Origin of the sequence: Hymenobacter sp. APR13, assembly GCF_000737515.1 — a bacterium.
GTDB lineage: Bacteria > Bacteroidota > Bacteroidia > Cytophagales > Hymenobacteraceae > Hymenobacter.
The window spans coordinates 2,812,723-2,825,701 of the sequence record NZ_CP006587.1 but is presented as its reverse complement, the minus strand read 5'-3'; the positions used below and the strand labels follow the sequence as shown (position 1 = coordinate 2,825,701).

Annotated in this window: 12 protein-coding genes; 9 read left to right on the top strand and 3 right to left on the bottom strand. The window is 63.4% G+C overall.

The window, feature by feature from the left end:
• Nucleotides 1-11: 11 nt before the first annotated feature.
• The 9 genes from rdgB to N008_RS11860 all read left to right on the top strand — a co-directional run bounded on the left by rdgB (nucleotide 12) and on the right by N008_RS11860 (nucleotide 9,333).
• Nucleotides 12-605: an RdgB/HAM1 family non-canonical purine NTP pyrophosphatase gene (gene rdgB / locus N008_RS11900; RefSeq protein WP_044016240.1), complete on the top strand. Its 594-nt coding sequence runs from the start codon at nucleotides 12-14 to the stop codon at nucleotides 603-605.
• Between the two features lie 158 nt (nucleotides 606-763).
• Nucleotides 764-1,390: a uridine kinase gene (locus N008_RS11895; RefSeq protein WP_044016239.1), complete on the top strand. Its 627-nt coding sequence runs from the start codon at nucleotides 764-766 to the stop codon at nucleotides 1,388-1,390.
• Between the two features lie 153 nt (nucleotides 1,391-1,543).
• On the top strand, nucleotides 1,544-1,915 hold the full coding sequence (locus N008_RS11890; RefSeq protein ID WP_044016236.1) for a hypothetical protein: 372 nt from the start codon (nucleotides 1,544-1,546) through the stop codon (nucleotides 1,913-1,915).
• Between the two features lie 180 nt (nucleotides 1,916-2,095).
• Nucleotides 2,096-5,116, top strand: a complete 3,021-nt coding sequence (gene secDF / locus N008_RS11885) for a protein translocase subunit SecDF (RefSeq protein ID WP_071884526.1) — start codon at nucleotides 2,096-2,098, stop codon at nucleotides 5,114-5,116.
• A 187-nt stretch (nucleotides 5,117-5,303) separates the two neighbouring features.
• Nucleotides 5,304-5,870, top strand: coding sequence for an RNA polymerase sigma factor (locus N008_RS11880; RefSeq protein WP_044016234.1), 567 nt, complete (start codon nucleotides 5,304-5,306; stop codon nucleotides 5,868-5,870).
• A complete protein-coding gene (locus tag N008_RS23170; RefSeq protein WP_156109262.1) occupies nucleotides 5,845-7,209 on the top strand; it encodes an outer membrane beta-barrel protein in 1,365 nt (454 codons plus the stop codon). The genes N008_RS11880 and N008_RS23170 overlap by 26 nt, the downstream gene beginning before the upstream one ends.
• A 142-nt stretch (nucleotides 7,210-7,351) precedes the next feature.
• Nucleotides 7,352-7,750, top strand: a complete 399-nt coding sequence (locus tag N008_RS11870) for a hypothetical protein (protein ID WP_044016230.1) — start codon at nucleotides 7,352-7,354, stop codon at nucleotides 7,748-7,750.
• Nucleotides 7,751-7,764: 14 nt separating this feature from the next.
• Nucleotides 7,765-8,382 (top strand): YceI family protein, encoded by a 618-nt coding sequence (locus tag N008_RS11865; RefSeq protein WP_052381472.1) that lies wholly within the window; start codon nucleotides 7,765-7,767, stop codon nucleotides 8,380-8,382.
• A gap of 27 nt (nucleotides 8,383-8,409) precedes the next feature.
• The gene (locus N008_RS11860; protein ID WP_231569693.1) at nucleotides 8,410-9,333 is read left to right on the top strand and encodes a DUF5777 family beta-barrel protein; all 924 of its coding nucleotides are present in this window, start codon (nucleotides 8,410-8,412) and stop codon (nucleotides 9,331-9,333) included.
• Between the two features lie 183 nt (nucleotides 9,334-9,516).
• Here N008_RS11860 and N008_RS11855 read toward each other — a convergent pair whose 3' ends face one another.
• From N008_RS11855 to aroC, 3 genes are all read right to left on the bottom strand, one after another.
• Entirely contained in the window at nucleotides 9,517-10,155 is a 639-nt protein-coding gene (locus tag N008_RS11855) for a NifU family protein (RefSeq protein WP_044016228.1), read from the bottom strand.
• A gap of 135 nt (nucleotides 10,156-10,290) precedes the next feature.
• Nucleotides 10,291-11,607: a Na+/H+ antiporter NhaA gene (gene nhaA, locus N008_RS11850; RefSeq protein ID WP_044016226.1), complete on the bottom strand. Its 1,317-nt coding sequence runs from the start codon at nucleotides 11,605-11,607 to the stop codon at nucleotides 10,291-10,293.
• A 139-nt stretch (nucleotides 11,608-11,746) separates the two neighbouring features.
• The gene (aroC, locus tag N008_RS11845; RefSeq protein WP_044016224.1) at nucleotides 11,747-12,823 is read right to left on the bottom strand and encodes a chorismate synthase; all 1,077 of its coding nucleotides are present in this window, start codon (nucleotides 12,821-12,823) and stop codon (nucleotides 11,747-11,749) included.
• Between the last annotated feature and the right edge of the window lie 156 nt (nucleotides 12,824-12,979).

Below are 12,979 nucleotides of genomic sequence, written 5' to 3'. Positions count from 1 at the left end.
CCATTCCCCCCATGCGCCTTTGCTTTGCTTCCAATAATGCTCACAAGCTCGATGAAATCCGGCCGCTGCTGCCCGCCGGCACCGAGCTGCTGAGTCTGGCCGACATCGGCTGCCACGAGGAGCTGCCCGAAACCCACGACACGCTGGCCGGCAACGCCCGCCAGAAGGCCGAATACGTGTGGGAACACTATGGCGTGGCCTGCTTCGCCGACGACACGGGGCTGGAGGTAACGGCGCTGGGCGGCGCGCCCGGCGTGTACTCGGCGCGTTATGCCGGGCCCCAGCGCTCGGCCGAAGACAACGTGCAGAAGCTGCTGACGGAGCTGCGCAGCCACGCCGACCGCTCGGCCCGGTTCCGGACAGTGGTGGCGCTTGTGCTGCCCGGCGGCGTGGTGCACGAGTTTGAAGGTGCCGTGGAAGGCCGCATTACCGAGCAGCTCAGCGGCACCGGTGGCTTCGGCTACGACCCGGTGTTCCAGCCCACCGAGGGCGACGGCCGCACGTTTGCCGAAATGACCACCACCGAGAAAAACCAGATTAGCCACCGGGCGCGGGCCGTGGCCGGCCTGGTGGCGTTTTTGAACAAGGGAACAGGTGGCAAGTGACAGGTAACAGGTGCTGAAAAGCGCTACGTGTTGCCGTATACTCTTCACTGGCATCTGTCGCTTGTCACCATTTACTTACCACTTACCTCATCACCTCATCACCTAATTTCTTACTTTTGCAGGGTTGGCCCTGCCAGTACGGGCCGTTTTCCCACACCATGCAACATCCTTTCATCGTCGGTATCACGGGCGGCAGCGCCTCCGGCAAGACCACCTTCCTGCGCCGGCTGCTGGCTTCGTTTCCCGAAGAAGAAATTTGCCTGATTTCGCAGGACAACTACTACCACCCGCGCGAAAACCAGTCGGTGGATGCCCAGGGCGTTACCAACTTCGACCTGCCATCCAGCATCGACTCGGCCGCTTACGCCGCCGACGTGCTGCGCATCAGCCAGGGCCTGGAGGTGCGCCGCCCCGAGTACACGTTCAACAACCCCGGCGTGGTGCCGCAGGAGCTGGTGTTCAAGCCGGCTCCTATTGTAGTAGTGGAAGGCATCTTCGTGTTCTACTTCGAGGAAGTGGCCAAGCTGCTCGACCTGAAGGTCTACATTGATGCGCGGGAGCATGTGAAGCTGCAGCGCCGCATCGTGCGCGACCGGGACGAGCGCGGCTACGACCTGGAGGACGTGCTCTACCGCTACACCAACCACGTGGCGCCCACCTACGAGAAATACATCAAGCCCTTCAAGCAGGACGCCGACATCGTGATTCCCAACAACCGGCACTTCGACCGGGGCCTGGATGTGCTGGTGTCGTTCCTGAAAAGCAAAGCCGCCATCAACGGCTAACGCCCTTCCGGCCTGACATAGCCTGACATAGAAGAGCCCTGCCACACGGCAGGGCTCTTTTTTTGGCGCCCCAGGATGCCGGCCTGCCTGAATACCCGGCGGCCGTTGCCTCGCCCGGCCGGTTTGGCTATATTTGTAGCTCTTAGGTTTTTCATGCTCCCCTTTTTCTCCCACTTTTTGCCCCGCGTGCGTTTTGCGCTGCTCACAGCCACCGTGCTGTTTGTGCTGTCGCTGAACCACCAGGCCGTGGCCACCTTCCGGGTGCCGGCCGGCAAAACCACGCGCATCGGGCAGCCGCTGCGCGTGTCGGTGGTGAAGCAGAAAGTAACGCTGGAAGCCACCGGCCCTTTGGTGCTGCACACGGCGCCCGAGCTGGCCGCGTGGCTGCCCTGGCCCGCTCCGCAAAGCTGGCTGCCGGCCGTGCGCCGGGCGCTGGCCGTGCCGCGCCCCCTGGCGGGCATCCGGCCGGCGGCCGTGTTCCGTGCCCGCCTTTTGGTGGCGTCGCTTTCGCCGCAGGCTCCCTAGCGGCGACGCTGATAGGTTGGTGAGCGGTGGTGCTGTGTTCCCGGAGCTGATGCGGGCCAGCCATACCGCAAGCGCATCCGTGCTTTGCCGGCAGTTGCCGGACATTTCCTCGCCACCTATAGCCACAGCAGACTCCGGGCACATCAGCACATCCAGAAGCAGCTCATCAATTCATTAAACATGCGTAATAAAGGACTCATCATTGCGCTGACCATCATTGTGTCGGCGCTGTGTATCTACTTTCTGACCTTCACGTTCATTTCGCGGCGGGTGCAGAACGACGCCGTGGTGTATGCCACCAAAGGCGGCCAGGTTGACCAGAAACTGCGCCAGCGCTACCTCGACTCGGTGTGGCGCGCGCCCGTAACCAGCCTGCTCGGCGTTGACTATACCTACCGCGACGTGCGCTCGTCGGAGCTGGGCCTCGGCCTTGACCTGAAAGGCGGCATGCACGTGACGCTGGAAGTGTCGCCGGTGGAGATTGTGCGCGCCATGAGCGGCAACTCCAAAGACCCCAAGTTCAACCAGGCCATGGAGCAGGCGCAGGAAGCCCAGAAGGCCAACCCTTCGACGCCGTTCACGACCCTCTTCGCGCAGGCGTACCAGACGGCCGCTCCCGGCCAGAACCTGGCCCGCATCTTCGCTAACACCACCAACAAGAGCCGCGGCATCGACATCAACTCGACTAACGAGAAGGTAATCGGTGCCATCAACAAGGAAGTGGAAGAAGCCATTGACCGCTCGTTCAACATCCTGCGGACCCGTATCGACAAGTTCGGCACCAGCCAGCCCAGCATTCAGCGCGTGAAAGGCACGGGCCGCATTCAGGTGGAGCTGCCCGGCGTGGATAACCCCGACCGTGTGCGCAAACTGCTGCAAGGCCAGGCCAAGCTGGAGTTCTGGGAAGTATGGCGCCAGGATGAGTTCGGCCCCTACCTGCAGCAACTCGACCAGGCTCTGATTGCCAAAGAGAAAACCGCTACCACCGCCAAGCCCGCCACCGTAGCCGCCGCCACCGATACTGCTACGGCCGCCGCCACCGGCGACTCGACCTCGCTGGCCAGCCAGCTGGCCAAGAAAAACGCCGCTACGGCCGCTAAGACCGATACCGCCGCCACGGCGCAGCAGGGTTCGGTACTGGCCCGCCTGTTCACGATGCCGGTGCCCGGCCAACTGGGCGTAAACGTGCAGGACACGGCCCGCATGAACACCATCCTGCGTTCCGACGAAGCCCGCGCCATTCTGCCGCCTAACCTGACGTTCCTGTGGAGCGTGAAGCCGGAGACCATCGAAGGCAAGGAATACCTGAAGCTGAACGCCATCCGCAAGCAGCCCGGCACAGAGGCTCCGCTGGGTGGTGAAGTGGTGGCTGATGCCCGCCAGGACTACGACCAGGGCGGCCGCCCCGAAGTGAGCATGGCCATGAACCCCTCGGGCGCCAAGAAATGGCAGAAACTGACCGGCGCCAACATCGGCCGTCAGGTGGGTATCGTGCTCGACGACTACGTGTACTCGGACCCAGTGGTGCAGTCGGAAATTGCCGGTGGCAACACCAGCATTTCGGGCAACTTCTCCATCGAAGAAGCCCAGGACCTTTCCAACGTACTGAAAGCTGGTAAGCTGCCCGCCCCGACGCGCATCGTGGAAGAAGCCGTAGTAGGTCCGTCGCTGGGCCAGGAGGCTATCAACCAGGGTCTTTACTCGTCGCTGGCCGGTCTGATCATCATCATGGCCTTCATGGCACTGTACTACGGCCGCGCCGGTCTGGTGGCCGATGCTGCCCTGCTGTTCAACGGCTTCCTGATTCTGGGCGTACTGGCCCAGTTCTCCTTCGCCCTTACGCTGCCCGGCATTGCCGGTCTGATCCTGGTGTTTGCCTCGTCGGTGGATGCCAACGTACTGATCTTCGAACGGATCCGGGAAGAGTTGGACCACGGCCTGAGCCTGCACGACGCCATCAACAAAGGTTACTCGCGCGCTTTCTCGGCCATTTTCGACTCCAACGTTACTACGCTCATCATCGCCCTGATTCTGTTCATCTTCGGTACGGGTCCGGTGCAGAACTTCGCCGTAACGCTGCTCATCGGTATTTTCACCTCGTTCCTGTCGGCCGTGTTCATCTCGCGCCTCATCATCGAGTGGCTGGTGAAAGGCAAGGAGAAGAGCAGCATGACCTTCTCGACCTTCCTGTCGCGCAAGCTGTTCAAGGGTGTCAACTTCGACATCGTGGGCAAGCGCAAGTGGGCCTACGCCTTCTCGACCATCGTTATTGTAGTAGGCTTCGTGCTGATGGCCATTCAGGGCGGCCCGAACCTGGGCGTTGACTTCCGCGGCGGCCGTGCCTACGTGGTGGACTTCAATAAGGACATGGACGCTTCCAAGGTGCACGACGCCCTGGTGGAGCGGGCTTTCCAGGGGGCTGGTACAGAGGTAAAAACCTTCGGCGCCCCAAACCGTCTGCGCATCACCACCGGCTACCTGGCCGATGACGAATCGGTAGTTGCCGACAAAAAAGTGGAAGCTGCCATGGTTTCGGAGCTCACCAAAGACTTCGCCGCCGATGCCCCGGTTATTAAGTCGACCTCGAAAGTAGGTGCCACCATCGCCGACGACATCAAGCGTACTTCGGTCCTGAGCCTGGGCCTGACGCTGCTCGGCATCTTCATCTACGTACTGTTCCGCTTCGAGAAGTGGCAGTACTCGATGGCCGCCGTAGTGGCGCTCTTCCACGATGCGCTGCTGGTAATTGCCTGCTACCCGATTGCCCGTCTGTTCGGCCTCAACTACGAGATGGACCAGATTTTCGTGGCCGCCGTGCTTACCGTAATCGGCTTCTCGATGAACGACACCGTGGTTATTTACGACCGGATCCGCGAGTACCTGCGGGAAAACCCGAAGCTGACGTTTGCGCAGGTAGCCAACCCGGCCCTGAACTCCACGTTCTCGCGTACCATGATTACGTTCACCACGGTATTCCTGGTGGTGGCCGTACTCTACATCTTCGGGGGTGAAACGCTACGCTCGTTCTCGTTTGCCATGCTCGTGGGCATGATCTTCGGTACGTACTCGTCGCTGTTCATTGCCACGCCGATCATCCTCGACACCTACGGCCGCAAAGAGGCCCGTGAGCGGGGCACCGATATGTCGACGCACATCGGCGACGGCACCGACGCCCCGAAACTCTCGACGGCGCAGGTATAAGCCACCGGGAGCACGCAGTGCGTGCCCCATGCCACTTCCCATTTGCTTGAAAAGTCCGGCCCTCTGGCCGGACTTTTTTTGTGTAAATTCCTGAAGCTCAGGCAACCTTTCCAAGAGGCCGGCCGAGTGGGCTGGTGTACTTCCTCTCTCTGCCGTGGCTCGTCCTGACCTGGATTCTGCGCTACTTATGCCCCTGCTGGCAGGCTGCCAGCGGCAGGAGCGCAGCTGCCAGCGCCAGCTATACGTGCAATACTACGGCTACGCGCTGAGCGTGTGCCTGCGCTACCTGCACGACCGGGACACTGCCCTGGAAGCCGTAAATGACGGCTTCCTCAAGATTTTCCAGGAGCTGCCGCGCTTCGATGCTGCCCGCTACCCCGACCTGGCCGGCTCCTGGCGCGGCTGGATGCGGCGCATCCTAGTGCGCACGGCCATCGACCGGTTTCGGGCCGGCATGCGCCACGCTTTCCAGACCGACCTGGAAACCGTAGCGCCCTTCTACCCCGACGACAGCCACTCCCCGCTCGATACCCTCTCCTTTGAGGAGCTGCTGGCCGTGGTAGGGCAGCTGACACCGGCTTACCGGGCCGTGTTCAATATGTTCGCCATCGATGGCTACTCCCACGAGGAAATAGCCGAGCAGCTGGGCATTTCGGTGGGCGCGTCTAAATCCAATCTGTCAAAGGCGCGGGCCCACCTGCGTGCCTCGCTCAAAAGAAGCCACCACCATGCGTACGCCACTCATGTCGGATGAAGAGCTGGACGCGCTGGCCCGGCGCAGCGCCGCGGCGTACCCCGACGAGCTGCCGCTTGGTGCGTGGCAGCAGCTGGAAAACCAGCTGGTTGCCGCCGCCCAGCAGCGGCAGGTGCAGCAGCAGGTCCGGCATCGGGTAGCCGAGCTTTTTTTGCTGGAAATACTGCTGCTAGGCTTTCTGATGATCGGCTGGCAAAGCCAGCAGCTGCTGCAAAAACGGCGTCCGGCGCGGCCGGAACCTCTGGCTGCAATACCAGCCTCCGTGCCGGTTTCTGTGCTGGGTAAGCAGCAGGCGAAATCTGTGGCCCGGCGCTCCGGCCGCTTGGAGCCAGTTGCCGCGGCAGTTTCCCGGTTGCCGGCAGCAGCGGCGGAAATGCTTGGCCGCAATAGCCATTCTGCCCTGGCTCTGCCCCGCGCAGCTTCTGCCGGCCAGCCACAGCAGCCTGCCACACGCCGGCAGTTGCCGTTGCAATATCTGGCAGCCGGCCGGCCGTATAGTATGACTTGGCAGGCCACCAAGCGGGAGGATCAACCCAGTAGCCAGGCCGGGGCGCGGCAACCTACGACGGTGGCAGAGCCTGCGGTTACTGTGCTTTCTGACTCACCGACCGCGACACAAGCTACCCCACTAATAGCCGCACAGGACTCCGGCCGGATGCAGCCGGTGGCGGCCTTGCCACCCGCTTCCGCTGTTGCGGCCGATTCCATCCAGCCTCGTTCTATCACGGCGAAACCTGTGTACCGGCTGCTACTGGGGGTGGCAGTAGCTCCGGAGCTGGCGGCCGTCAGGCCCCGGCAGCTGGCCGGGCCCAGCCTGACGGCCGGGCTGGTGGCCGAGTACCGGCTGACGCCGCGCTGGCGGGTGCGTAGCGGCGTGCTGTATAGCATGAAACGATACGAGGCCCGGGGCTCCGACTACCGCCCCCCCGCCTCCTACTGGACCTGGCGCATCCCCGTTGACCGAATAGAGGCCGACTGCCGCATCGTGGAGATTCCGCTGGATGTGCGCTACGAAGTGCGGCCCCAACCCACGTACTCGCTGTTTGCCAGCGCCGGCCTTTCGTCATTCCTTATGCGCAACGAGCAATACACTTACGACTACAGCCTCAACGGGCAGTATCTGGAGCGCACCTGGAGTTTGGCGCGCGGCAGCAACCATGTGCTGAGCGTGCTCAATCTGTCGGTAGGCTGTGAGCGGGCACTGGGCGGGCGCTGGGCAGCGCAGGCCGAGCCGTTTGTGAAGCTGCCGCTGGGAGGCGTGGGCTTTGGGCGCATTCAGCTGCGGAGCGCCGGCCTGGCAGTGGGCCTCAAGTATGGGCTGCTGGCCGCCCGGCCCTGAAGCGGAGCGCAACTGACCATCATCGAACTACACGAATAGCGGCCCACCAAGGGCCTGCTGAAACGTCTTTGCCGCAACTGCCCCGTCGGCTGGCCTAGCCAGCGGCTCCTCTCTTCCGGTCTTTCTTTTCCTCCCGACAACGATGAAAACCAAGCAACCCGTGCGCGCTGCTCTGCCGGGGCGGTGGCTGATGCTGGGGCTTCTGGTGCTGGCGGCCTGCGCCTCCGAAAACACCGAAGACCTGCTCGGCAACGTCCCGCCCACCCCCGCCTGCGACCCGGCGGCCAATACCTACGCGGCCGTGGTAGCCCCGCTGTTGCAGCAGCGCTGTGTGGTCTGCCACAACAACGTCGCGCGGGAAGGCAATGTCAGCCTGGAAACCCATGCCCAGGTGCAGGCCGTGGCCCGCAACGGCCTGCTGGTGGGGGTGGTGAGCCACGCGCCCGGCTACAAGACCATGCCGCAGGGTGGCCCCAAGCTCAGCGACTGTGAAATCGACCATATCCGGCGCTGGGTGGATGCCGGAGCCCTCAACAACTAACGCACCTCCTGCTCATGCCAAACTGCCTGCCAAGTATTGCCGGTCGTTGGGGGCCGGCGCTCCTGCTGTTTCTGGGGCTGCTGCCGCACCTGGCTGCCGGCCAGGCCCGCTTCCAGACGCGGACTGGCCTGCTGTCCTTCTTTTCGGCCAGCCCACTCGAAGACATTGAGGCCCGCTCGCAGCAAACCGCAGCCGTGCTCGACCTGAACACCCGGCAGGTAGCCTTTTCGCTTCCGGTGAAGTCGTTTCAGTTTCGGCGCACCCTGATGCAGGAGCACTTCAATGAAAACTACCTGGAATCGGACCGCTACCCGCGGGCCACGTTTGCGGGCCGCCTGCTGGCGCTGGACGAGGAAGCCCTCCGGGCCGGCGGCGCCCGGCCCGTGACGGCTGAAGGCGACCTTACCATCCACGGAGTAACGCGGCATGTGCAGGTGCCCGGTACGCTGGAGCTGCAAAACGGCCGCCTACGGGTGCTGGCCACCTTCAATGTAGCCCCGGCCGACTACCAGATTGACATTCCGGCGCTGGTGCGCGACCATATTGCCAAGGTGGTGCAGGTTCGCCTGGACCTGAGCTGCGAGGCCGTAGCGGCCACGGCCGGAGCGCCGGTTCCTTCGGCCCGTCCCTGATTTGCTCCTCTGTCTGCTGTTGCGCTTATGCCACTCCTCTCCCGCTTCTGCTTTTGCCTGGGCTGGCTGCTGCTGGCCGGCTGGCTGCCCGCCACCCACCTGCAGGCCCAGAATACCCCGCCCCCACCTGACCTGCTCGGCGACCTGGAGCGCCAAACCACCGACACGCTGCGGCGCGAGCTGGTGGCGGCCACGTTTAAGGGCACACGCATCATCAACGGGCACTCGGTGGAAACGCCGGGCGGCGGCACACTGGTGTTCCTGATTTCGCACCGGTTCGGCACGCTCAACAGCGGGGCTTACAACTTCTTCGGCCTCGACCAAGCCACCATCCGGCTGGGGCTGGAATACGGCGCCACCGACCGCCTGACGGTGGGCATCGGCCGCAGTTCGCTGGACAAAACCTACGATGGTTTCCTGAAATACCGGGCGCTGCGCCAAACCACCGGCTTGCACGCCATGCCGGTCAGTGTCACGCTGTTTGGTAGCTCGGCCCTCACCTCCTTGCGCTACTTCGATGGCCTCGACCACACGCTGCCGCGCCGACTCACTTACACGGTGCAGGCGCTGGTGGCGCGCCGGTTCAGCCCCAGCCTGTCGGTGCAGTTGAGCCCCACCGTGGTGCACCGCAACCTGGTAGACACGCGCCAGCAGCACAACGATGTGTACGCGCTGGGCATGTCGGGCCGCCAAAAGCTCAGCAAGCGCACCGCCCTGATGCTGGAATACTACTACCGCCTGCCCACGTCCGCCGACCCCAGCACCCGCAACGCGCTGGCCGCGGGCTTCGATATCGAAACCGGCGGGCACGTGTTCCAGCTACACGTTACGAACTCGCAAGGCATGATTGAGCGGCATTTCCTGACCCAGACCACCGGCAACTTCTTCGACGGCGACATTTACTTCGGCTTCAACGTGGCCCGCAACTTCACGCTCAAACCCCGTCTGTAGCGGGGTATGGCTCCCCAGTCCTGCTCGGAGAGGAAGCCAGGACTGCCCGACGGCTCCGTTGCGCCGCTCGTGGGGCCCGGTCAGGGTGCAGACGTCCTGACCGGGCTGGAGGCAGCCATTTATCAACGCAAAAGCCCCGAACCAACCGGCTCGGGGCTTTTGATTTCTTCAGGTTGAAGCAGCTTAGTGCTGGGCCGTAATACCTTCGGCTACTACCTCTTTCACCTCGGGCACCATGCGCTTGAGCAGGTTCTCGATACCCGACTTCAGCGTGACGGTGGCCGAAGGGCAGCCCGAGCACGAACCCTGCAGGTTCACGGTCACGATGCCTTCGTGGTAGCTTTTGAAAGTGATGTTGCCACCATCCTGCTCCACGGCGGGGCGCACGTAGTTATCGAGCAGGTCGATGATTTTCTGGCTGGTCTGCTGGTCGGCTTCCGACGAGTTGGCCGAGCCGCTGGCGGCGGCCTGCTGGGCGGCTTTCTGCTCGGCAGCGGGGTCGACGGTGAAGATCGGGCCGCTGGCTTCCACGTACGACTTCAGGAAGGTGCGCAGCTCGGGAATGAGCTGGGCCCACTGGTGGTCGGTGGTTTTGGTGACCGTAACGAAGTTCTGGGCGATGAACACGCGGCCCACATAATCGAAGTTGAAAAGCTCCTGGGCCAGCGGCGAGTTGGCCGCGGCTTCGAGGTTGGGGTAGTCCACGCTTACGCCATCAGCCAGCAGCTGGGCGTTGAGCACGAACTTCATGGATTCGGGATTGGGCGAGGCTTCGGCGTAGATGGAAACCGGGCCGGCGGGGGCAGTGAGTTGTTCAGCCATGTTTGAAAGACTTGGAGACAAGCGGGAGAAAGTCGGCCGAATCTGTTCGGCCTGACACGTAAAACCGCGCGGGGCGGCAATAGTTGCAAAGGTAGCTAGGAAATGGAGGATGTGGGCTGTGGGCCTCCGTCAGCGTCAGGCGCCGGGAGCGGCCGGCGCGCTGCGCAACAGCAGGAAGCCCACGGTGCCCGATATAAAGGAGGCGCTCAAAATGGCCACTTTGGCCACCGGCTCGCCGGCCGAATGCTCGCCCAGCGCCAGCAGCGTAATAAACAACGACATCGTGAAGCCAATGCCACCCAGCACGCCGGCGCCCCACAGGTGCCGCCACGTAACGCCGGCCGGCAGCGAGGCCCAGCCTAGCCGCACGCTCAGCCACGACAGCGCCCCGATTCCTAGCGGCTTGCCCACCACCAGCCCCAGCAGAATGCCCAGCCCCAGCGGCGAAAGCAGCTGCCCGAACACACCGGCATCAATGATGAGGCTGGTGTTGGCGAAGGCAAACAGCGGAATGATGCCAAACGCCACCACCGAGTGCAGGCGCTGCTCCAGCTTCTGGGCCGGCGAGCTGATGGCGTCCGAGAGGTACTCCAGCTCCTCGCTGATGATGCGCGGATTGGCCTCGGCCCCGTGCACCTCGTGCTGCAGCATGCCCAGCCGGTCGTTCAGCATCAGCAGGATTTCGGGGCGCCCCTTCCCAATGCGGGCCGGAATGGCCAGCGCCAGCAGCACGCCCGCCAGCGTGGCATGAATGCCCGACTGGTGCATGAAAAACCAGAGCAGCACGCCCAGCGGCAGGTAAATAGCCAGACTGCGCGCGCCCAGGAAATTCAGATTCAGCAACAGTGCCCACGTGCCCAGCGCCAGCAGCAGGTAGGTCAGGTCGAGGTTGGTGGTGTAGAAGCCGGCAATAACCAGCACCGCGCCCAAATCATCGACGATGGCCAGAGCCGTGAGGAACACCTTGAGGCCCAGCGGCACGCGCGGCCCCAGCAGTTGCAGCACGGCCAGCGCAAAGGCAATATCGGTGGCCATCGGGATGCCCCAGCCGTTCTGGGTGGGCAGGCCGCGGTTTACCAGGAAGTAGAGCAGCGCCGGCAGCAGCATGCCGCCCAGCGCCCCCGCAATCGGCAGGGCCGCCTGCCGCCATTCGGATAGCTCGCCTTCCATCACCTCGCGCTTGATTTCCAGCCCCACAATCAGGAAAAACACGCTCATCAGCCCGTCGTTGATCCAGTGCGCCAAGCTCATGTCGAGTACCACACCGTTGAGCGAGAGTTTCAGGTGCTTTTCCCAGATCTGCGGAAAGTAGGCGGCCGGTCCCCAGCTGGTATTGGCCAGCAGCAACGCCAGCACGGCGCTGGCCATCAGCATGATGCCGCCGGCAGCTTCGCGCCGAAAAAACTCCGTAAAAGGCCGCACCAGCGGACGCACAAGTTGAGGAACAGCCATAGGCAATGAGCAATGCAAAAGCTTCCGAAGCGGCCAAAAATGACTGCGCCGGCAATGCAGGAAAATACCGAGCCCGGTTGCGGCTTCAGCGTGGATTGCAACCGGGCCCTTAAATATCGTTGAGTATAACAGCTGTTACCTACACCCGGTTGGCGCGGGCGCGCAGCAGCATATCGGCCAGCACGAGGCTGGACATGGCATCCACGATGGGCACGGCGCGGGGCAGCACGCAGGGGTCGTGGCGGCCGCGGCCGGCCAGGCTGATGGCCTCGCCCTGGTCGTTGATGGTGGCCTGGGGCTGCAGAATGGTGGCCACGGGCTTGAAGGCTACGCGGAAGTAGATATCCTGCCCGTTGGAGATGCCGCCCTGAATTCCGCCCGAATGGTTGGTGCGGGTCCGCACCTGGCCGGTTTCGTCGGTGTAGAACGGGTCGTTGTGCTCGGAGCCGAACAGCAGCGTGCCGGCAAAGCCGGAGCCGTACTCGAAGCCCTTTACGGCGTTGATGCCCAGCATAGCACGGCCCAGCTCGGAATGCAGCTTGTCGAACACCGGCTCGCCGAGGCCGGCCGGCACGCCCGTCAGCACGCCCGTCACGAGGCCGCCTACCGTGTCGTGCCGGTCGCGGGTCTGGCGGATCAGCTCGGTCATGCGCTCGGCGGTTTCGGGGTGTGGGCAGCGCACCGGGTTGGAGTCGATGAGGCTCAGGTCCAGCTGCTCGTAGCCCACCGGCACGGCCACCGCCCCCACCTGCGACACGTAGCTCTGCACCCGAATGCCGTGCTGATTCAGAAACTGCTGCGCCACGGCCCCGGCGGCCACGCGGGCGGCCGTTTCGCGGGCCGAGCTGCGGCCGCCACCGCGGTAGTCGCGCCGGCCGTACTTCTGGTCGTAGGTGTAGTCGGCGTGCGAAGGGCGGTAGGCGTGCTCGATGTGCGAGTAATCGTGGCTGGCCTGGTCCTGGTTGCGGATGTAGAGGCTGATAGGCGTGCCCGTGGTCTGCCCCTGGAAAATGCCCGACTGCACTTCCACCCGGTCGGCTTCCTGGCGCGGGGTGGTCAGGTCGCTCTGGCCGGGGCGGCGCCGGTCCAGCGCCGCCTGAATGTCGTCGGTAGCCACCGCCAGCCCGGCCGGACAGCCATCAATCACCACCCCAATGCCCGGCCCGTGCGATTCTCCAAACGTGGTAATGCGAAACAGTGAGCCGAAAGAATTCATATGGTTTGGGGTGATGAGGTGAATCGTGATGAGGTGATGGGGTGATGGGGTGACAGGTGACAGGTGACAAAGGTAGCTGTCATGCTGAGCCCGCACAGTACGTCAGCACGCATGAACAGAAAGGTTGACAGGATTTCTGGCGTGACAAGAAGTTCC